We start from the raw sequence: 20644 nt of genomic DNA on the forward strand, positions 1-20644 counted from the left end.
GCGAAGTGAAGATCTCAATCGCAATACTTTGCTACAACTACGGCCGCTTTCTGTCGCGAGCGATCGAAAGTGCACTCGCTCAGCATAATGTAAGCGACGCTGAGCTCGAGATTCTGGTGATTGACGATGGCTCGACGGACGAGACGCCCGACGTGTGCGCTCGGTATGGTACGGGCATCCGTGTGCACAGATCGGCGAATGAAGGGTTTGGTGCGTCTTTGACTAAAGCGATTCGTTATGCGTCGGGAGACTACATCTGTCTGCTGGATGCGGACGACTATTTCGCTCCAGACAAACTGGCCACACTACTCCCTGAAATACGCAAAGGTATGCTGTACATTGACCACTGGCAATGGTGGGTGGATGCGGACGACCACCTGATTGACGGACCGTGTCATGGCGGAAACACGTCAACCATATGTGTCAATAGAATTGCCGCGTTAGACTTATTACCAATCGAGAACGAAGTCTCATTCCAAATCATCCTCCGTGCCGGCTACGGCGTGCGCCTGTCGCAGCCGCTCGGCTACTACCGTAAACATAACAGCAGCATGACGGACCGGAATCGGCCGGGTGTGCAGAACGACTATTTGGCGGGGGTGCACCATCGGGTTGCTGCGCGCTTGCGGCAATTGTCACCCTTGCCTCAGTGCATTTCTTCGACCCGGGAGGCCCGCCGGCTGGCTTACCACTATGAGGCGCTGGGCTACTACAACGAACTCGAGGCGGCCTTAGAGAGGCACCAACGCATCGCATCGTGGGTCGCGTGTTGTCGGATGCTGTCGACTGCGGTCCGTTCCAAACGCGGGGTCAGTGGTCTGAACGTCAGAATGGTGGCGAAGACCATCCTGAGCAGACCCAGTTTTCCCAAGAAGGGCTGAGGACATGATTTCGTTTGGGACTCTAAAGACGTTGGCTTTCGCCAGTATCTCCGAATTTATTGGAGTGGGTGTCGCTGGGGCTTCTGGGCTCCTGATTGTCAACGTTATGCCCAAAGACCAGTACGCTCAATACACGTTTCTGATCGCTTGCACCACTCTATGGACGGGCCTTAGCGACATCGGCGTGAACCACTGCTATTTGCCGATGGTTGGAACTCGCAATGGAGAGGGCGGTTGGATACTGGTCGTCGCACGGCATCTGTATTCGCTACGAGTGCGACTTCTAACTGTTGCCGCCATTGTTATCTTGCCGTACTGGATGTACGTGAGCGTGACACATGCGTGGTGGAATAGTGGCTACGTTGTGGCATCGGTGTTGGCCGCAATGTCGGTGCTGGTCACGCTACGGGCTCACGTTCTTACGCAGATTCTAGTCATACTGCGGAGGGTCCGGGAATTGAGCCGTGCTAATACACTCGGCAATTTAATTCGTTTAGGCGCAATCGGCGCGATCGTATATTGGATCCCGCCTCAGTTTCAGCTGCCGGTCGTTCTTGCTGCATCCGCCATTGCTACGTTTGCCATCGTCGCGATTTATTGGCGCGATGCCACTGTGAACGGGTTCGGTCGGGTACAAATCAGTGAAGAGGCTCGCGCTGAACTGACGCAGAAGACAAAAGCAATCTTAGTTCCGCTCTTGCTGCCCGCGATTTTTTATCAGTTTCAGGGAATTATTACAGTGGCAATGGCCACTACTTTTGGTCACAGCGGGACGGTTGCCGAGGTTGGGGCTTTGTCGAGGCTGTCAATGATTCTCTTGGTCGTCGATCGAGTAACAGCGATGCTTTTGTTCCCAAATATAGCCCGAAGCCCCTCTGGAAAGCCACTTCGACTACAAATACTAAGAGCGCATTCCCTATATCTCGGTTGCATGGCACTAGTGGTGCTGTCAGCCGTAATGTTCCAGAGCTACTGGATTCTATTGCTAGGATCAAAGTATGTCGCACAAAAAAGTTTGGTTTGGCTGGCTGTGCTCTCGGCGGTCCTTATGAACGGATCTGGATTTGCGTTCACCACGCTAAGCTCTCGCGGGCAGGCCTCCAGCCAAACTTTAGTTATCCCCGTGATCTTAGTTATTCAGCTTGTGTACGTGGTAACAATGGGGGTCGGCGACACGAGACACGCTCTCGGATTTGCCGTCGTCACAGCCCTTTGTTACTTTTTCTTCCAGTACGCTTTGCTTGCTCGATATCTGGCGATAACACCTGTATACGATATGAAGAACCAATTGCATGTACTGTAATCTATTTTCATTCGTGATCCTATGTAAATGTTTGCAGACGGACGTTTTGACCGTGGCTGCCCTTGCCGCGCGGTTTAGGCACATTAGTATCGTGGGGCGTTTGTCTTCAAGAATCTCGCAAGGTGGTATGACTTCAGCGCCGATATGGCGCCTTGAAGGTCTGGCGTGAAGCTCGCGACACTGTCACGTATCTACTGATGGCTGGCCGATGACGTTTCGCTCGTTCGCGTTGCCCGCGCCGAATGTTGAAGATACGCGGTGGGTACGGAGAATCCACATTGGAGTTGTGAGACGCAGGCGAGGCAGCGGTGCGGAAAGTTGTGATCAGGTCGGCCTACGGTCCAAGAATGCGTGCCGGATCGGGCCGTGCTTCTGGCCGTAATTCAGTCGAACTCGAGGTAGCTATGAGCGTTGTACGAATCATTCAACCGCGTATCAGGACGGACGCATGTGGCGTTTCAGACCACTCGGCGATTCTTCGTCGGCAGCTTGAGAGCGAGGGCGTGCTTGTGTATCAGCATTCGGCACCGACAAGGATAGAAGCACAGTCCGTCCCGATTCACGCCGGCGAAACGTGGTTCGTGCAATTTTCAATATATGGGTATGCCAGTCGCGGAATTCCCACCTGGTTCCCTGTGTTTCTTCGCTCGGCGAAGAGAGGCGGTGTGCGTCTGGTTATTTATTTTCATGAATTGTGGGTTACTACCGCACCGATCAATTCGTCCGCGTTCTGGCTTGCGCCCCTCCAAAAAAAGATCTGCCAAGAAAGTGCATCTCTGGCTGATTATGGGTTCTTCAACACGGAATGGGCGTATCGCTGGGGAAAGACTCAACTCGGTGAACGCGCAATTTATTCTCCCGTTTTCTCAAATGTCGGCGAGCCGGAGGCGTGTCCCGTTTGGGATAGTAAGTCCACTTCGGTGGTCGTATTCGGTTCAGGGAGGACGCGAGATGCGATTTACGCAGCCGCTTCGGACATGCTCTGTATGCACCTTCGAACTGGCACGATCGGACAGGTGATCGATGTCGGCGCTCCCACCGATCGCACAAGCACACTCGCGAGTGAGTACGGGGTCTCCGCCTTTCGTGCCTGCGGGTCGCTTCCTGCCCATGATATTTCTCTGCTTCTCGCCAGCACAAAATTCGGGTTGTTCAATACACCGTGGGGTCTTGCTTCCAAATCTGGCGTTTTCGCCGCGTACGTCGCGCATGGGGTTGCTCCAGTTTCAATTTTTGATGATCCAGGAAAATACTCCGATCCTACCGGGTACCCCATGCCCGATATTCATTTCCTTCCAAAGCTGAAGTTCCGCTCCTCTGAAGGGGAGTTGGATCGTCTCGGTCGAACCGTTGCGGCCAGTGCCTCTCTCGACTACGAGCCGAGTCGCCGACTTTCTGCAAAACTAATTGATTTATTGCCATGATGCCCGGTTCACTGCGATATCTGTTCGAGCACCGTGAGCGCCCGCGCTGCGCCCGGCGATGGCTTAAAGTGTGGGCTAAGCGAACCCTGCGTTCGGTTGACCTTATTTATGTCTTGGGCAAACCTTGCCTATGGAGGCTTCGTGGCATATCGGTAGGCCGTCTGACTGCGTTAGGAAAGGCTCGGATATCGGGACGAGGTTCACGCCTGAGTATCGGAGACGAATGTGCCTTGGGGCGCTGTACGATTGCGCTGCATGACGAGGTGCGCATCGGCCGGCGGGTTGTCATCAACGACGGCGTACTAATACTAACCGCGTCTCACGACGTAGATGATCCGTTGTGGCGTCATAAGCGGGCGCCAATCACCATTGGAGACTACGTTTGGATCGCGACCGGGGCAATCATCTTGCCGGGCGTTCGCCTTGGTCGTGCAGCTGTGGTTGGGGCCGGGGCTGTGGTGAGCCGTGACGTTCCAGCAGGAGGCGTTGTGGGAGGCAACCCTGCGCAACTCATTCGTTCGCGTCGTTGGGAAGGACTTGCCTATTCGCCCGTACTATTTACAGCGCCGTTTGAGGCCTGGGTTGGTCCGGATTTCATACCTGAGCCGCATCTAACCGAAGCGGCTCACAACGATCATTAAATATGAACTCCGTAGTCGTGGTGCACCCGGGCCTCCAGCACGCCCATCAACTCGCGTGGGCCCTGCACGAGGTAGGTTTGTTAGCAGCATTTTGGTCTGGTGTCCCCGTGCGGGCGAGTGGTGAGTCGGTGCTGTTCGGCTTACCGACACGCCTGCGCGCAAAAGTCAAGGTGGCGGAGATACCGGCAGCGCTACGGCGCCATCCCGTCGCGTGGCAAGCGCTTCTCAGGTCAGGTGCGCTTATGCAGTCGCCAGCAGTGCGACATGACTTCTCGCACCGCGTGTTTCACTGGTTCGACCGGTGGACCGCGCGACGCGTTGCGCTGCTGCGCCCTCGTGCCGTCGTGGCGTTCGAGAATTCGGCCTATCAGACCTTCTTGGCGGCACGAGCGATCGGTGCCAAATGCATACTCGATGCGCCATCGCTCCATCACGCCGAGGCGGCGAAACTCATTGCCCTTCCGTCAAACGGTTACCTCACGGAGATCAATCGCCGCAAGGATGAAGAGGTTAAGTTGGCAGACGCGATATTTACCTGTTCGAACTTGGCAAAGGAGTCCTACGTGCGTGCAGGCACGCCCGCCGAAAAGATTTTCCCTCTTCTTCTTGGTGCCGAACTACCGCCGAGTTTTGAACGCGGTGAGCGTTCGCCGGGACGTGCCCGCTTCATGTTCGCGGGGACTATCAGCGAACGTAAATCCATCGACCTCATCCTTGCGGCGTTCCGACAGCTACACAATCAGGGGCATGATGTTGAACTGGCGATCGTGGGTGGCAGCGAACACCCGTCCTGGATCCAGGTCGCGAGAGATACGCCGAATGTGATCTATCGACCTGCGGTCGCACAGGCGGAGCTATATGGACACTTTGCCGCAGCGGACTGCCTACTTCTTCCGTCGCGCTTTGATGCCTTTGGAATGGTCGTCGCAGAAGCTATGGCCACGGGAACGCCGGCGATTGTCTCAACGATGACCGGTGCAAGCGAGATCATCGATCAATTTCCAGGGAGCGGGTGGGTTATTGAGCCAACTGCGGAAGCGATCTTTCGATGCGTGCTCGATAAAATCAAGAATCCTTATAAACTTGTGACAGCATCCGGTCACGCACTGATTGCTGCGCAACATTTCTCATGGCCCGCCTATCGCTTGCGCGTAGGGCGTTTGGTTGCAAATATCCTGGAGTAGGTTGTGATTTCATACACTTTCGCGGCTTCCCAAGGCAGGCAGGGCCTCGGCATAAACGCCAAACTGTTTATCTTGGTGATGCTTGTAGCGATTTTTGAAGGAGCGTTTCGTAAATGGGGATCGCCTGCATTTACCAATCCGCTCCTGCTGCTGCGGGATGTCGCTGCCCTCATACTTGTGTTGCGTACTTGGCTTTCCGGTCGCTTTCGCTGTATGAAAGCAGTTACTCAGGCGCTTCTCGCTTGGTCATGCTGCGTAGTGATCTGGGGGATGTTGCAGCTTATTGTATTGGAAGGCCCCTTATTACTTTTTGTGCTTGGGCTTCGTTTCTGGTTGCTCTATCTTTGGTTTGCGCTGGCAGCGGCATGTTCGCTCTCAAGCAGAGAGATCGTGGTTGCTATTCGGCTTCTCCTCGTTACCAGCATATGCCTGGCGCCGTTGGTGATAGCGCAGCACTTCCTGCCGCCGTCAAGCATCCTGAACGTGCAACCTGACACGGAGGAGGATCGGATTTTTCGGGTGGCGGGCGACATTGTGCGTACAACCGGGACATTTTCCTTCACTCTCGGTTTCACATGTTTTTTGGCGCTGGTGAATCCGTTTGTGCTGTCTCAAACGTGGGCAGGGCGGTCATTGTGGAGGAAGGGACGCATTGAAACAATCTGCATGCTTGGCCTTATCGCGTCGACAGCTGTCTGCGGGTCAAGAGCTGCAATCATATTTTTCCCCATACTCTTATCTATAAAGATTTTGACGTCCTTGACGATTGCGAAGTCAGGGCGTCGGTTAGGTGGCGCTCTGCTTCAGGCTGGCATGGCTTTGATTGCCATTGCTGTAATTGGCCTAATCTTTAACGATGCTGTTGTTGCGACACAAGAGCGATTTGCTTTGGCGTCTGATTCGGAAGATGTCGGTGCTAGAGTGTTCACCATCTTTGCTGGGGAGCCCGAAGTCCGTGATCAAATCACGCTGCTTGGCCACGGACTTGGGGCTGGGACCAATGCAGGTGCAGTTGTTCGGACAGGAGACCGGACAACATTTGCGCTCGCTGAATCTGAGCCTGCACGTGTGTTATTGGAAATGGGCATCGTCGGGCTGATTTGGCTGGTTCTGAAGGTTATGATCGTCGTCATTGGCTTACGAAGATGCTGGAAGCAGACAAGGGCCACTGGCGACCCACTTCCAGTTCTATTGTGGATCTCAACAGGCTACGCGATGACTGCGATGCCCATTAGCGGACAAATTAGCGCGCACGCGTTTGCGTACATCTTATTGGCATTTGCACTTGCTTGTTCGCGGGGTAGTGATACCCTATTCCGAACCGCACCGAAGAGGCAACTAGGAGCGCACTAAATGAGTACTACTAAAAGGGTGCTGCTGGTCGGAAATTATGCTTTGGATCAGCAAAAGAGTATGCAAGCCTATGCGCAGATGCTTCTCCGCGGTCTTCGTGAGCTTGGGGTTGAAGTCGAATTTACTGCGCCAAAATCAATATTATTATCCGTTGGCGCGAAACCTGTTGGAGTGAGAAAATGGATTGCTTATGTAGATAAGTTCGTTATATTTCCCATACGACTTCGCCACATGGCCAAGCGTTTTGACTGGGTGCATATTTGCGATCATTCCAATGGAATGTATATTCCATGGATTCGGGGTGCCCGTCACAGTGTCACCTGCCATGACGTGATCGCCATTCAAGCCGCACGTGGTCTAATTCCCGGTTGGCGAGTCGGGTTGACAGGAAGAATTTTCCAGACCTTAATTTTGCGTGGTATCAAGAAGGTGGACCGCATCATTTGTGCGTCTGATCTGACGCGCCGTGATTTGCAGCGGTTGTGTCCCGAAACCGCAGGCCGCTCAGTTGTCGTTCATAATGGGCTACACAGTTCCTTCGCCCGCAATGGGAGTTGGCAGCGTATTCTTGCAAAGGCTGGTCTGATGACTCTCGTAAGGGATGGATATTTTCTTCACGTTGGCTCTGATCTTCCAAGAAAGAACCGGATCGCTGTGGTTCGCATCTTTGCGGAGTTGCGGCGGCGTGGGCGATTTACTCATTCGCATCTAGTATTTGTCGGCCCCCCACCAAACGAAGCGATGCGTGAGATCATCTCGTACGACGGGATGGAGGGGCATATCCACGTTCTTCCCAATGTGGACCACGAACATCTACAAGCTTTATATTCCGGTGCAACGGCGTTAATTTTTCCATCACTCAATGAGGGGTTTGGGTGGCCGGTGATCGAAGCCCAGGCTTGTGGCTGCCCCGTTTTTGCCTCCAATGTCGCGCCAATGCCCGAGGTAGGCGGAGACGCTGCTTGCTATTTTGATCCCGCCGACGCAGTGAAAGCCGCGGCACTTGTTGAGCACTCAGACTTGGTGCAACTTAGGAGCGGGGGCTATCAGAATTCGAGCCGATTCACAGTCGACACCATGATAAGAAAACTCCTTTCGGTTTGGTGCTATGAAATTTAAACTGTTTTTATCTTTAAGCATTCAGATTTTATGCGTTTTGTTACCGTGGCGCGTGAGGAGCTTTATTCTTAGAAAGTGCTTGCGATTCGGTATTGCACAAAATGCTCGTATTGGGTTCTCGTTAATTTGTGCCGAGCGTGTCGACTTGGCGGTTGGCGCGCGGATCGGGCATTTCACTGTCGTCAAGGGGTTGTCTCGTCTCGTTCTAGGACGTTATGCGAGTATTGGGCGAGGTAACTGGATATCGGCGTTTCCGCGCACAAACTATCGGCACTTTTCCAAAGAAGGCAATAGGGATCCAAGTCTCGTGCTTGGCGATCATTCGGCGATCACAAATCGACATATAATTGATTGCACTGCGCTGGTGGAAATCGGCCAATTTACCACATTTGCTGGGTTTCGTTCGCAAATTTTAACGCATAGCATTGAACTAGCTTTGAGTCGACAGCAGTCGCATCCAATTGAGATCGGTTCATATTGCTTTTTGGGCACGGGTTGTATCATTTTAGGTGGCGGCAAGCTCCCAGATTACTCAGTGCTGGGTGCTGGCGCCGTGTTGAACAAGGATTTTTATCAGGACTATATGCTTTACGCCGGTGCTCCCGCGCGACCGGTAAAGGAGTTACCTGAGGATTTGGCATATTTTCAGAGGGGCGTTGGTTTTGTTGATTGATAAAATTTGGAATAAGGTTCACAACGCCCAAAACGGGTTGTCATTGTATATAGGCTATTTGATTCGTGGGCGGTCTGTGGGGGAAGTTCGGCGCGGAAGGCATCGACTGACAAAACCTGGAGTAACACGATGAGCGGCGTTTCTGTTCTTATTCTTACGAAAGATGAAGAGAAAGATCTTCCAGGATGCCTTAGCAGTGTGGCATGGTGCGATGACGTTCACCTGGTTGATTCGCTGAGCGGAGATCGCACGGTGCAAATAGCGGAAAACTTTGGCGGGACTGTTACTGCTCGCAAGTTCGATAACTGGGCGAGCGATCAAAACTGGGGCCCAGCCAATATACCGTTCAAGAATGAATGGGTGCTGTATATCGACGCCGATGAGCGGGTTACGCCCGAACTGGCGCGGGCGGTGCGTAACGTAACGGCGCGAGCGCCGAATGAGGTTGCTTTTAAAATCAGGCGGCGAGACTTCGTTGGTGGCCGGTGGCTAAGACATGTCAAAGTGTCGCCGTTCTACGTTAGGCTATTCAAGCCAGCGCACATTCGTTACGATCGAGTTGTGAACCCAGTGGCAATCGTCGACGGCCAGGTGGGTCGTCTTGCCGGTTTTCTGAATCATTATCCCTTCAGCAAGGGAATTTCACACCCGATAAGTAAGTATTCCAAACTTAATGTAAAAATGATGCATCGGTATGTTGAATCCCGTTTGTGGTCTGGAGAAGGCTGATGGGTAACGTTGCCGACGATCCGCAGATCGGGCGTATGCCGGACGTCGAAGGCGCCCGCGAGGATGGCCGCGTCATCGATCTGAGCCTGGCGGGAAAGGGAAACTATCGTGCGAAGCGCGGCGCCCTTATCGGGTTCATCTGGTTTGTCGTTGAAGCCTGCGTGATCAACAACAAGCTGCTGCCGCTCTCGTCGGTCCGGGTTGCGCTGTTACGCCTGTTTGGCGCGAAGATCGGCACGGGCTGCCGCTTCGTGCATCCATTGCGTGTGAAGTCGCCGTGGAACCTAGAAGTGGGCGATAACTGCTGGTTCGGCTTCGACGTCTGGATCTACAACCAGGCGCTGATCCGCATCGGATCGCACGTCTGCATTTCCCAAGGTACGTTCCTGAGCGCCGGCTCTCACGACATGAGCACCACGATGGATCTGCGCGTGGCGCCGATCGTCATCGAGGATGGTGTCTGGATCACGTCGAAATGTGTTGTGCAGATGGGTGTGACGATCGGCCGGTCGACCGTGGTGACACCTTTATCCGTAGTGCATCGTTCACTCGATCCAGAGGGTGTGTACGGCGGCAATCCATGTCGTTTTATCCGGAACCGTTTCGATTCGGTGACTGAAGCACAGATAAAGAACCGCAGCGTTTAAGTGTTGCGGGTAAACGATTTGGAAGTTGGTGCGTTTGAATCACGATTCCAACTCGACCGCCGTCCGATGAAATGCATCTTCAGGCTGAGCGAAGCAGAAAAGCATACCTTGCAGCAAATATCCGTGAATCATGGACATCGAGACATCCACACACGTACCGCAGGACTCCTGCTACTTGGGCAATGAATTGAATGCTCCCGAGGCCGCCGCCGGGCTGGATGTCAGCGCGCAGTCGATCTACAACTGGCCCCCCTGTGGGAGCAGCAATGCTTGTGTGGTCTGCTGTCCGGCCATGGCGACCGGCGTCCTCGTGCGTTGTCCGAAGCAATGCTCGCCACGGCGATGGAGGTTGCGCGCACGGAGTCCATGACGCTTGGACAAATCGCGAAGCGCATTGAAGCCGCGCATGGCAAGCCAATGCTGTGCGCACTGGAAAGCCTGTCGGTTGCCCTTCGACGGGCCCCCCGCGTCAGAATACTTGTCGCTCCAATACAATCGATGAACCGGGGGCGGTGATGGGAAAACGAATTGGCAAAATACGGACAAGCATTCAAGGACAGCGCGCTTGCTGCCGCCGGAGAGCGCGGCTTTGGAAGAGGTTGCACGTGAGGTTGGCGTGGGAGTGGGGACGCTGGAGGGCTGGCGCAGTGAAGCGCTGTCCAGGCCCGCTCGCGAGCGGGCCTGGACAGCGGCGGCCCGATTCGACGCCCTGCTGACGACCGCTGCGATGGATGAGGCTGCCAGGAGCGCACGGTGCCGCGCCAACGGTGCGTACCCGCACGAGCGGCTTCCTGGCGGCAAAGCGCCACGCAGGTGCTGGCCGAGCCCGAGGAGGCGCGTGCCAGCCCGCAGCAGACCCAGCAGGACCGGCGTCGCATCAAGGAACTCGAGCGCGAGCTGCGGCGTAAGGACCGTTCGTTGGCTGAGACGGCCGCGCTGCTGGCACTATCAAAAAAAGTCGCGGCTTCAGCACGGGCGAGGATTAATGATCGGCCTCGAAGATCGCCAGTCGCTGGCTTATGATATCCACACCGCGCACAAGGCCGGCGCACGGCTGCGCCTGTGCTGCCTTGTTGCAGAAGGACATGACGTAGGTCGCGTTTTCACCAAGATCCTGAACGGTGTCGTAATGATGAAGCTGTATTGCGGAGCTGAATGCCCCCCGCGTCCTGCGCGAAGCGGCATCAAATGGAGTGATAGCCGCGCGAGCCCGGTATTCGGAGACATGCCGCCCGCATTGTGCGCGGCATCCGTCCTCACCCACTGTTGACGCGCATGGAGAACGAATGAAAGTTTTAATTTACGGCATCAACTACGCACCCGAGCTTACAGGTATCGGCAAGTACACGGCCGAGATGGCCGAGTCGCTGGCAACCGCCGGCCATGCTGTCCGCGTCGTGTGCGCGCCACCTTATTATCCGGAATGGCGGATCGCAGCTGATTTCTCAGGCAGGCGCTACTGCACCGAGGTCAAAGACGACGTTCGGATTTGGCGCGCGCCGGTATGGGTTCCGGTAACTCCGAAGGGACTCAAGCGACTTCTCCACCTCGGCAGCTTCGCGGTATCGAGTTTGCCCGCACTGGCGCGACACCTATTGTGGCGACCAGACTCGATAATATGTGTCGCTCCCAGTCTGCTCAACGCACCGACGGGCTGGCTGATGGCGCGCCTCACGGGTGCAAGCGCGTGGCTTCATATCCAAGACTACGAAGTCGATGCTGCCTTTGATCTAGGCATGCTTAAGGGTGGTCGTGTGAAGCGCGCTGCGCTCGCGATTGAGCGCCTATTGATGCGGCGCTTTGATGTTGTATCAACTATATCCGGGAAGATGTGTGAGCACGCGGTGCGCAAGGGCGTTGACGAGACAAAAGTCGTCCACTTCCCGAACTGGGTCGATACGACTGCGATCTTTCCGCTTAGCCGTCTTAGCGAATACCGGGATAAGCTAAATATCTCGCGCTGCGCGACCGTTGTACTCTACTCAGGAAATATGGGCGCCAAGCAGGGCCTGGAAATATTAGCGTTGGCTGCAGCTGAGCTTGCGGATCGTAAGCACATTGTCTTCGTTTTCTGCGGTGACGGTCCGTCGAAGGCGGATCTTGTGCGACGTTGTTCCGGCCTCGAAAATTGCCGCTTTATTCCGTTGCAGCCAGTCGAGCGACTCAACGAGTTGCTGAATCTTGCAGATATTCACGTTTTGCCACAACGCTCGGGCGTCGCCGATCTCGTTATGCCGTCGAAGTTGACGGGTATGCTGGCAAGCGGACGGGCGATCGTGGCCATGGCGCACGCCGGTACCGAGCTCTTCAAAGTGGTTTCGCCGCGCGGCGTCGTGGTGCCGCCAGAGCAGGTACAACCGCTTGCAACAGCGATCGTGGCTTTGGCGGCCGATGGGGGCGAGCGAGCACGGCTCGGCGCGGCGGCCAGAGAATTTGCGGAGGCGCAGTTGTCCCGTGACGCCGTGATCAGCCACTTCGAAGCGAAACTGAGGAGCTTACGCGCACGCCGGCAAAATCGAGCGATGGAAGCTCAGACATCCTCGCCCTCCGAGCGCCAACGCGATGTCGATTCCTCGTCGCCGACGTTGGGGTTAGAGAGGCGCGAACATGCAGATCTTCCGCGTCCGGCTCCCGGGCTAGGCATCACGGCTTCGCACACGACAAGCCCAAGCTCTCCAGACAGTCGCACGAGTTCAAAGTGGCCGTAGAGGTGCGAGAGTGGATAGCTCCCACCCATGCCACGCCTGTTTGGGCTTGTTGCGCAGTCACCGACGCAACCGCGCAGCGGTGTAGCTTTCGATCTTTAGCGCTCGGTGATCAAGGGTAAACAAGGTGGGGGAGGGCGAGCTGCGGTGAGCCGGAGCGCGGCAGTGCCAGACCCAAGGGCAACGGCCTTGGCCGTCTCGAGCGCCGGTGGATGCTGTAAGCCCGTGTGCGTCTTCCGTACAGCCGAAGTGACCACTAGAGTGGACTTGACCCGGTTTCGCGGACACCTATCCGTTTGAACAGAAGGTGCCACCATGGCGAAACATCGCACCCCATACCCGGCGGAATTGCGGGCCCAGATGGTGGAACTGGTCGAGGCCGGGAGAACGCCCGAGGAACTCGAGAAGGAGTTCGAGCCGACCGCGCAGACCGGCCGTGACGTGGGCACGCGTCTCGACGGGCTGGCGACGGCCGAGCGTGAAGAACTGAGACGGTTGCGTCACGAGAACCGGCAGCTCAGGCTTGAGCGCGAGATTCTGTCAAAAACCGCGGCCTGGTGCGCCTATAAGGAGACCGGAACCGCACCCCCGAAGGGTTCAGATGTCGTCCACATAGCAGATGCCACTCGTGCATCTGAATCCCGATCGGGTCGACGATCACGATATCGCTGCGCAACCCCGTCACCAGGAACGAAGAGCAGCCTGAAATTCAACCGTCGAGTCGAGGCGACAACTACTTTGACAACGGCCGCGGAGACGTCATGCTTTCCATCGGTGTTAGCGCGTAGCCGCTCATCTTGTCCGTCAAGGAGGGTTTGTCATCGTTTGGTGCGCCGAGTCGGGATAGGTAAACGTCATCGTACAGCGGCGGCCCGCCCAACAGCCGGTCTTCGGAGGCAGTCATGTAGTTGCTATGCGGTGCTTTGGATATTGACGGCCGGCTGGCCTGTAATGCAGCATTCCTCGATATGTGTCGACGGGCGCTGCTTCTAGGTGTTTGCGTCGTCTGAGCAGAAGCAGCGCCGGCGGCAAGCATGACAACGGCGATCAGGAGCGTGAAGTGTGTTGTGGACGTTTTCATGGGATGTCAATGGAGTGAGCCTCGGCCTGCGAGCGGTTGTGACAGGGGCATCGTGGCGGATTCTTTCGCACCTGTCCAGACAGTTTCAAGGGCGGATTTAAATACCAAGTGCAACAGCCGGGTCGATAACAATTCCCTGCCTGGCGCAGTTATCAATGAAGACCTCGCCGGGCCGGCGCCAGCCGAATGTTTTGCGAGGTCGCCGATTCAGGTTCAGCGCGATGGCATCGAGCTCGCGCTGCGTGAACTTTGACAGGTCCGCGCCTTTAGGCAGGAACTGGCGCAGCAACCCATTGGTGTTCTCGCAGATACCGCGTTGCCAGGGGCTATGCGGGTCACAGAAATACACCTTGATGCCGGTTGTCTCGGCCAGCTTCTTGTGTAGCGCCATTTCCTTGCCCTGATCGTAAGTCAGCGTCGTCAGCAGTTCCGGATCCAGCGGCGAAAACGCCGCGCTGTACGCCTTCAGCGCGGCTTCAGCGGTGCTATCTTCCATCTTCACCAGCATCACGAACAGCGTGCTGCGATCGATCAGTGTGCCCACTGCCGAACGGTTGCCCGCACCCTTGATCAGATCACCTTCCCAATGCCCGGCAATCAGCCGCTCATTGGCCTCGGGAGGTCGCACATGGATGCTAGCCATATCGACCAGCTTGCCCCTCGGTCCTCGCCTCGCGTACGCGGCTTGCGCGTGCTACGCCCCTGTCTTAACAGGCCTACCAGCTCGCGCCTGAACTCTCCGCGCGGCATGGCGTAGATGGCGTTGTAGATGGTTTCATGTGAGGCGTTAAAGTCGGGTTCGTCTGGATGGGTACGTTTGAGTTCAGCAGAAATCTGTTCGGGAGAGTGACACTCGTCCAGATGCTGACGCACTTCAGCCCACAGGGCTCCTTCAGGCTGTAGCTTGCGTTCGCGACGCGGCTTATGGCGAAGCTGCGCAGCCCTGCGCCCAGCGGATGTCGCATTGTATCCACCCGCAACCGGGGGCCTGCCCAGTGCGCTGCGTTCGTGCTTCGGCTTCCAGTTATTGTGCCTCAACTCCCGACTGATCGTGCTGCGTGAGCGCTGCAAAGCGAGCGCAATCTCGTTTGATTTGCGGTTCTCCATCTTCGGCGCTCAGATGTTCGTATATTTTTCCCATGCAACGCATCCTAACTGAGGCTGTTGCACTTGTATTTTGAAACCGCCGCTTCCCCGAGTTCCCCCCAAACCAGCTAATTCGTAGAGTTTTGGCTCACCCCACATTGCGTTAGCGATTAAACCCCTATGCCGGCATCTTGCTCGGGCCGCATGCCGTAGATCTCCATTGCGCACATAAAAGATTGCGCTGATTTCGAAATGTGAAAGCGGGAAAGAAAGCACTCGCGCGCGCGATTCCGCATCGCCGCCCAATCGTCCGGTAACACGTCTAGCCAGCGACGCAACAAGCGTATAGAGCCTGCGGCGTCATCACTGTCGACAAATCCTGCTCCCGCTTGCTGAATTTCTCGCCAGATATTTACCTTATTGGTAATTAGCGTCGGAAGTCCTGCGGATAGCGCCTCAACTACCGCAATTCCGAAATTCTCTTGATGAGAGTTGAGTACAAACGCGTCAGATGCGTGGAAGGCTCCCCACTTCAAATCGCCCGTCAGCATGCCGGTCCACGTAATCCTGTTCTCAATTCCCAATTTTGCGGAGAGAGTCTTGAGCGTTTGCGCGTACTCACCGTCATCCGGGCCAGCCATAATCAGGTGCACGTTCGCCGTCTGTTGGAGAGGGAGCGCCGATAGACATTGCGCCAAGGCTTTGAGTGTGAGGTCGCTGCCCTTTTTTTCATGCACGCGACCCAGAAAAAGAAGACAACGCTTTCCCCGCAAGTGCGGGTGTTTCTCGAGGAAGAGATCGCGTTGCGCCTCAGCGTCACCCGTGGCGCCCGCGGTGCCGTAGTTCACCACGTACTCGTCGCAGTGGTACAGCCAAAAGGACTGGCGAGCCAATCTCCTCTCTTCTTCACATGTGAAAAACGTGGCTGTCGCATCACGAAGAACCCGATACTCAGCCCAAGGCCAATACAGCCATTTTTTTAAATGCTTTAATGGGTACTGGCGCTTGAAGTGCGGATCGAGCATTCCGTGCGTAAATACAAAATAGGGGGTCTTGGTGTTTCTCAATGCTCGCCAAACACCAAATGACATGTAAGTCCAAATTCCATTGACTATCACAGCGTCAAATCGGTGCGCATTCTCCCGCAGCCACGGTATCAACCGCGGTGAGTACCGATACGTTCCGAGCGACGGTCCGACTGCGTAGCAAGGCAATTCGCAGTTCAACACCCATTGATCGTCCGGGTTGTCGAGCGACACGACCTCAACAGAATGTCCCAGTCGCTTGTTTTCACGGGACAGTTGGCGAAGGCCCTCTATGGGGCCACCGCCCACCGGGTTGACCGTCGGGATTGCATGAAGAATACGGAATCCCATGATTAGCACTCTTCCTTTTGCCCGCATGTAGCGGGTTGCATTGTCGATCCAAGGGAATACGCTCGTCTTGCGCACTCAGGGCAGAGTTTCAGGTTCCTGCCAGTCTCCGCGTACTCCTCGATGAGCGCATCCAAACCAACCCAGGTATGATCGCCGGCCGATACGTGGTTGCAGGACCGGCAAGTTTGAAGCTTGTTGACGAAATCAAACACCGCGCGGTGCTTTGCCTCGGTGCTACGCCGCGTTTGCACGATGGTTAAGACAACGAAAGAGAGCAGGGCGGCTCGGTTGATGACGTGCAGGAACAGAATCAGAGGCCCTCCGGGTCCGCCGTCCATTAAATAGGCGAGCAACCATAGCAATGAGGCGATTGCTACACCGAACAGGCCGGCCCTTGCATTGAACAACCAGACGGTGCATGCGACCGGTACGGCGTATATCCCGAAGACACTCACGTTATAGCCTGTGGAGATGTCCAATAACCAGATTCCAGCGTACATCGCCAGCAATGCTGCGATGCTCTTGGTATTCGACGACGAAAGCGACGTCAGCGCCCGCGTGTATTCCATAGGCTGTGGTCCAGTGTGTTTTAGTCACTTGCGGTATCGCAGTGAATTCTACAGCGAATTTAATATATAAAGCCGGTCATTTACTCGTGCCGGCATACATTTCGCGTTGATCCAGACGATATTGCGAAAAGCAACCATGTTATGGCGGAATTCGACAAATTGACTGGTGGCGTTGAGTGCAATGCATTAACGCACATCCCGCAGCGAGTGGAGACTTTCGGATAATTCCGGTTCCCTCTTGTTGCCAGCGCTTCAGGACGATCATGCTCACCATCCAAACTTTCCTCGATCCCTTTGGTTTCGATTGACCAGGTTGTCCAAAGCGGGAGAGCCTATAGCCATCGACCTTATCATTGAGAACGAGACGGGGGTATCTTCTCCGGCGCCTCGTCAACAAACCCGCTCAAGGTTTCCGGTTTGTGCCGGGCGATCGTATTCGCAAGAACTAACGCATTGACGACGCTTTCCGCCGGATCGCAAACGAGGAACTCGGCCGCGCCGACCTCAGACGTGCCGACGCCGACCTTCTTGGCGTGTACGAACACCTGTACGACGACAATTTCGGTGGTCAGCCCGGCATCTCTACTCATTACGTTGTACTTAGGTACAAGCTGCGCGGCACTATTGAACTTGCGAGCCTGCCCGACCTGCAGCACACGGCGTACCGTTGGGCCACGGTAAAAGAGATCACGACCGATGCGACGGGTCATCTGAACACGCAACTTTATTTCGTTGAACCTGTGCCACGCTAGGTATTTCGAGGTGGACAGCGTTTGAAGGCGACAAGCGGCTTGTAGCGCAGAGGTTCTGACACGTTCCCGCGTCACCGCGCGGAGGTCGCTTTTCAATATGACATGGACACGCGTGTCGAGCGCAGGCCCCACTACTTCGCCAAGTGCGCGAATACGTTGGCAGAAGGGCTAGCCCGCGCATGCGCGCTGTGGAACATCCAGACTTTATCGTGTCCTTTAACGTCAAAGGCTGGTCGATATCTGCCGTCCCGTCCCTAGGCATGCCAGCGCTGGCCCATACTCCATTGCTAATCGACCTCGGTGAGCGCTTCAATACCTTGAAAATCTCGTGTTTTCCACCGGTCCAATGGGTGAGCCCCTTTTTGATTCTTCGCCGAAATGTCGGACTGGGATGGACAACGCCCCCCGTGAAACGGCTGAACAGTCGCGAGCACTCACGCGTTAGCGTCTACGAACAAAAAGATCGATTTTTGGAATGACGCGAACACGGTAAAGGGCTGAAGCGTACCGGTAGTGCGCGGGGTCAGCAGGCGCGGGACAATCGAAAACGGGGCTGTTAAGTAGGAGAATGATCGATGAAGGGGAATGAAATAATCCAGGAGTCGGCCGCGCTGCGCGGCCAAGGTAAATTTCAGGAAGCGATGGACCTCATCGAGGCGAACCTTCCGGACATTGACGCGGATATTCGACTCAATGCCCAACTCGAGGCATTCCGGGCCGCGGTGGAAGCCGGGAATGTTGAGGCGGCGCGCGAGTATGCGACGACGATCGCGGCCGAAGAGCCGGCCCCGCTGACAATCCTAACCGTATCTCTGACCAACGGCGCATTCATGTCGCAAATCAGGACAGAAACGACCGTACCGGGCGGCCACCCCAAGGTGAACCGCGAGCACGTCGTGGCAGTGTGCCCCCCCCGCGACTGTACGAGCCGGACGGACATCTTCCGCAGCGTAGAGGGGCAGTCCTGCGATGGTTGCAGGACTGTGACACCGATCCCGCTTGGCTAGATGCCGGACGACATTCGCTTCAGAGATCGCAATCGTGGGTTTCTCGCAAGGGAACTCGCGGTCATCACAGCGGAAGCAACACTGCATCGTGTGTATTAACCGATACCGTTCTGACGACAGGCTCATTGGTCAGCGTTTCCCCTAGAGTACTTACCCGGATCTATGAACCCATGTGGGATGCAATCGCTCACTTTGGTGATGCTGCCGTAACTCTTCCGCTGGCATCGGGTGCCGGCCGAGCACATCGGAGAGGGCGTTGCCTCCAGTCTTGAGGTTGGCGTCTTCGAGCACCTTCTGAATACGGAAGACTATGCGGGGAGAGCCAGCGGCTCCGTTGTTCGCCGATACGCATAAGGTTCTGCAGTTCCTGGATGGCACTCGCCGGCCGGACAGCATTTTTTGCATTTTTAAAGTAATCTCTTGCCGCACTCTTTTCGAATCTCGATGCTATTTGTTGCAATGGCCACCGATTCGAGCCGAAATTCATTTGTTTATCTTTCGATTCCTTTCAATTCATTTCGATCGCGCACAACTTTGGGGAATCCCCATTACTGGTGCATTCAAATTACATCCATCTTTCACATTGCCTAAAACCGCCAACATGTGGGTAGATTCGGCCGGTACATAATGATAGGGCAGTTTTTTTTGTAGGATAAAATCCGTAAATAAATCCAGCTCAAAGCAAGCTGGAACGTTCACTAAATTCCGGGGAAATATGATGATGGAGACGGTTCACAGTGACAGCGTAGCGCGGCCACACGTTCTGCAAGACGTGCGCACGGTGAGAAATATCGGCATAGTCTTGTTCAGCGGGTTTGCGTTGCCGGAGGCAGCCACAGTCCTGGAAATATTCCAGTCGGCGAATGCGCTCACCGAGACAGAGACCACACAGGGCGGCCAGATACGGTACAAGGTTTGCCTTATATCGGCGGCCGGTGGCCGGGTTGACAGCTCGTCTTCCGTGTTCGTCTGGACCGAAGGTGTCGAGGCGCGTCGCTATTCAGACGGTTTCCACGCGTTATTTGTTGGCGGTGGAGGCGGGGTGCGCAATGCAACACGTGATGAACGCCTGACTACCTGGCTGCGTCGCGAGTGCCCGCGCAGCGGACTGGTAGTCCCAATCGGCGAAGGGCGGTTGCTGCTCGAAGCCGCCGGATTCGGACGCGCTGGCAGCAGCCAGCGCTGGGGCGGACGCACTTCGGAAACCTTCCAACACGGTGCTCCCACCCTTGGCGTCTCGACGGCTTTCGCTAGTCCGTTGCACAGTGCGCTGGCGGTCGTTCAGGAAGATTTTGGTACTGAAATCGCGCGCCTGATCGAAGATCACGTCCTGCCTCGGCCCCATCAGACGCGCTTTACGGCGACTATCCGCGAGAATGCACCCGCTTACGCGAGCGAAAAGATTCAGGCATCGGCCAAGTGGCTGGAGGCGAACGGCGACCGACCGATCTCCATCGATGAGGCGGCGCAGGTTGCCGCAATGAGTGAGCGAAACTTCCTGCGTCGCTTCAAGATCGAAATGGGCGTCACGCCGTCCGAGTATCTGTCGTATGTGCGGCTCGACATGTGCTGCCGCCTTCTTGTCGAAACCGATCTGCCGGTCGACAAGATCGCGCGCCGTTGCGGACTTGGGGGTGGTGGCTGGCTCGCGAAACTCTTCCGCAAACATCTTGCGACAACGCCAACCGAGTACCGCGCCAGCAAGCGTCTCATGAGCACGTCGTGATAACCGATCTGTCTGCGGTAATGGCGGTTTAGCCGCCATAAAGACCGCAGATTACGATTTGTGTGCAATGCCATATAACGCCATACAATTCGATACGGTGCGGTGCGGTGCGGTGCGGTGTTAAAAAACACTGCATCGCATCGAATGACAAGCTTATATTCGCTGGATGGAATTCGATAGTTGAGATTTGCCGAATAGTGCCTGAAAAAGGGCATTTTTCATCATAAGATCAATTTTCAGGTGGACAAAACATATTGAGTGAGCCTGATTCAGGTTGCACAAACGATTGCGATTTCAGAAGTTGCCTGGTTTGACTGCTCCAGCATGGGTCCCTAACGACGTCTGAAGGACGAGCAGATGTGCCTCGGAACTTGAGCCTGCTCTCCTT

General features: G+C 55.6%; 16 protein-coding genes and 3 pseudogenes. 16 read left to right on the plus strand and 3 right to left on the minus strand.

Annotated features, from left to right (window positions below; translation table 11 throughout):
- The first annotated feature begins 5 nt into the window (after window positions 1-5).
- The 13 genes and pseudogenes from P3T22_RS24780 to P3T22_RS24840 all read left to right on the plus strand — a co-directional run.
- A complete protein-coding gene (locus tag P3T22_RS24780) occupies window positions 6-881 on the plus strand; it encodes a glycosyltransferase family 2 protein (protein WP_429326438.1) in 876 nt (291 codons plus the stop codon).
- Between the two features lie 4 nt (window positions 882-885).
- The gene (locus P3T22_RS24785) at window positions 886-2184 is read left to right on the plus strand and encodes a hypothetical protein (RefSeq protein ID WP_429326439.1); all 1299 of its coding nucleotides are present in this window, start codon (window positions 886-888) and stop codon (window positions 2182-2184) included.
- Between the two features lie 665 nt (window positions 2185-2849).
- A complete protein-coding gene (locus P3T22_RS24790) occupies window positions 2850-3608 on the plus strand; it encodes a hypothetical protein (protein ID WP_429326440.1) in 759 nt (252 codons plus the stop codon).
- Complete coding sequence (locus P3T22_RS24795) at window positions 3608-4249, plus strand: acyltransferase (RefSeq protein WP_429326475.1); 642 nt, start codon at window positions 3608-3610, stop codon at window positions 4247-4249. The genes P3T22_RS24790 and P3T22_RS24795 overlap by 1 nt, the downstream gene beginning before the upstream one ends.
- Window positions 4250-4251: 2 nt before the next feature.
- Window positions 4252-5433 (plus strand): glycosyltransferase family 4 protein, encoded by a 1182-nt coding sequence (locus P3T22_RS24800; RefSeq protein WP_429326441.1) that lies wholly within the window; start codon window positions 4252-4254, stop codon window positions 5431-5433.
- A 3-nt stretch (window positions 5434-5436) separates the two neighbouring features.
- Window positions 5437-6786, plus strand: coding sequence for a hypothetical protein (locus P3T22_RS24805; protein WP_429326442.1), 1350 nt, complete (start codon window positions 5437-5439; stop codon window positions 6784-6786).
- Complete coding sequence (locus P3T22_RS24810) at window positions 6787-7905, plus strand: glycosyltransferase family 4 protein (RefSeq protein ID WP_429326443.1); 1119 nt, start codon at window positions 6787-6789, stop codon at window positions 7903-7905.
- Window positions 7895-8578: an acyltransferase gene (locus P3T22_RS24815; RefSeq protein ID WP_429326444.1), complete on the plus strand. Its 684-nt coding sequence runs from the start codon at window positions 7895-7897 to the stop codon at window positions 8576-8578. The genes P3T22_RS24810 and P3T22_RS24815 overlap by 11 nt, the downstream gene beginning before the upstream one ends.
- A gap of 129 nt (window positions 8579-8707) precedes the next feature.
- Window positions 8708-9307, plus strand: coding sequence for a glycosyltransferase family 2 protein (locus tag P3T22_RS24820; RefSeq protein WP_429326445.1), 600 nt, complete (start codon window positions 8708-8710; stop codon window positions 9305-9307).
- Window positions 9307-9954, plus strand: a complete 648-nt coding sequence (locus P3T22_RS24825; RefSeq protein WP_429326446.1) for a putative colanic acid biosynthesis acetyltransferase — start codon at window positions 9307-9309, stop codon at window positions 9952-9954. Before P3T22_RS24820 ends, P3T22_RS24825 begins: the two co-directional genes overlap by 1 nt.
- Before the next feature lie 528 nt (window positions 9955-10482).
- Window positions 10483-11032 (plus strand): annotated as a pseudogene (locus tag P3T22_RS24830) (IS3-like element ISAzo10 family transposase); the annotation flags it as partial.
- 208 nt (window positions 11033-11240) lie between these two features.
- A complete protein-coding gene (locus tag P3T22_RS24835) occupies window positions 11241-12662 on the plus strand; it encodes a glycosyltransferase WbuB (protein ID WP_429326447.1) in 1422 nt (473 codons plus the stop codon).
- 312 nt (window positions 12663-12974) lie between these two features.
- Window positions 12975-13205: pseudogene (locus tag P3T22_RS24840) on the plus strand (transposase); the annotation flags it as partial.
- A gap of 632 nt (window positions 13206-13837) precedes the next feature.
- On the opposite strand, the pseudogene P3T22_RS24845 reads toward P3T22_RS24840, so the two are convergent.
- The 3 genes and pseudogenes from P3T22_RS24845 to P3T22_RS24855 all read right to left on the minus strand — a co-directional run bounded on the left by P3T22_RS24845 (window position 13838) and on the right by P3T22_RS24855 (window position 16771).
- A pseudogene (locus P3T22_RS24845) lies at window positions 13838-14847 on the minus strand (IS30 family transposase).
- A gap of 149 nt (window positions 14848-14996) precedes the next feature.
- Entirely contained in the window at window positions 14997-16202 is a 1206-nt protein-coding gene (locus P3T22_RS24850) for a glycosyltransferase (RefSeq protein WP_429326448.1), read from the minus strand.
- A gap of 2 nt (window positions 16203-16204) precedes the next feature.
- Window positions 16205-16771 (minus strand): hypothetical protein, encoded by a 567-nt coding sequence (locus P3T22_RS24855; RefSeq protein WP_429326449.1) that lies wholly within the window; start codon window positions 16769-16771, stop codon window positions 16205-16207.
- Window positions 16772-17244: 473 nt separating this feature from the next.
- Here P3T22_RS24855 and P3T22_RS24860 point away from each other — a divergent pair, with 473 nt between their 5' ends.
- The 3 genes from P3T22_RS24860 to P3T22_RS24870 all read left to right on the plus strand — a co-directional run bounded on the left by P3T22_RS24860 (window position 17245) and on the right by P3T22_RS24870 (window position 20256).
- Window positions 17245-17523, plus strand: coding sequence for a hypothetical protein (locus P3T22_RS24860; RefSeq protein ID WP_429326476.1), 279 nt, complete (start codon window positions 17245-17247; stop codon window positions 17521-17523).
- Window positions 17524-18098: 575 nt separating this feature from the next.
- Window positions 18099-18530: a hypothetical protein gene (locus P3T22_RS24865; RefSeq protein ID WP_429326450.1), complete on the plus strand. Its 432-nt coding sequence runs from the start codon at window positions 18099-18101 to the stop codon at window positions 18528-18530.
- Window positions 18531-19251: 721 nt separating this feature from the next.
- Window positions 19252-20256, plus strand: coding sequence for a GlxA family transcriptional regulator (locus P3T22_RS24870; RefSeq protein ID WP_429326451.1), 1005 nt, complete (start codon window positions 19252-19254; stop codon window positions 20254-20256).
- Window positions 20257-20644 lie beyond the last annotated feature (388 nt).

The organism is Paraburkholderia sp. GAS348 (assembly GCF_050434205.1).
In the GTDB taxonomy this organism is placed as follows: Bacteria; Pseudomonadota; Gammaproteobacteria; order Burkholderiales; family Burkholderiaceae; genus Paraburkholderia.

Bases quoted from the DNA above. Each gene is read 5' to 3' on its own strand.
- P3T22_RS24800 (WP_429326441.1), top strand. From the start codon at position 4,252: ATGAACTCCGTAGTCGTGGTGCACCCGGGCCTCCAGCACGCCCATCAA.
- P3T22_RS24855 (WP_429326449.1), bottom strand. From the start codon at position 16,771: ATGGAATACACGCGGGCGCTGACGTCGCTTTCGTCGTCGAATACCAAG.
- P3T22_RS24815 (WP_429326444.1), top strand. From the start codon at position 7,895: ATGAAATTTAAACTGTTTTTATCTTTAAGCATTCAGATTTTATGCGTT.
- P3T22_RS24785 (WP_429326439.1), top strand. From the start codon at position 886: ATGATTTCGTTTGGGACTCTAAAGACGTTGGCTTTCGCCAGTATCTCC.
- P3T22_RS24865 (WP_429326450.1), top strand. From the start codon at position 18,099: ATGAAGGGGAATGAAATAATCCAGGAGTCGGCCGCGCTGCGCGGCCAA.
- P3T22_RS24870 (WP_429326451.1), top strand. From the start codon at position 19,252: ATGGAGACGGTTCACAGTGACAGCGTAGCGCGGCCACACGTTCTGCAA.
- P3T22_RS24795 (WP_429326475.1), top strand. From the start codon at position 3,608: ATGCCCGGTTCACTGCGATATCTGTTCGAGCACCGTGAGCGCCCGCGC.
- P3T22_RS24810 (WP_429326443.1), top strand. From the start codon at position 6,787: ATGAGTACTACTAAAAGGGTGCTGCTGGTCGGAAATTATGCTTTGGAT.
- P3T22_RS24820 (WP_429326445.1), top strand. From the start codon at position 8,708: ATGAGCGGCGTTTCTGTTCTTATTCTTACGAAAGATGAAGAGAAAGAT.
- P3T22_RS24850 (WP_429326448.1), bottom strand. From the start codon at position 16,202: ATGGGATTCCGTATTCTTCATGCAATCCCGACGGTCAACCCGGTGGGC.
- P3T22_RS24825 (WP_429326446.1), top strand. From the start codon at position 9,307: ATGGGTAACGTTGCCGACGATCCGCAGATCGGGCGTATGCCGGACGTC.
- P3T22_RS24835 (WP_429326447.1), top strand. From the start codon at position 11,241: ATGAAAGTTTTAATTTACGGCATCAACTACGCACCCGAGCTTACAGGT.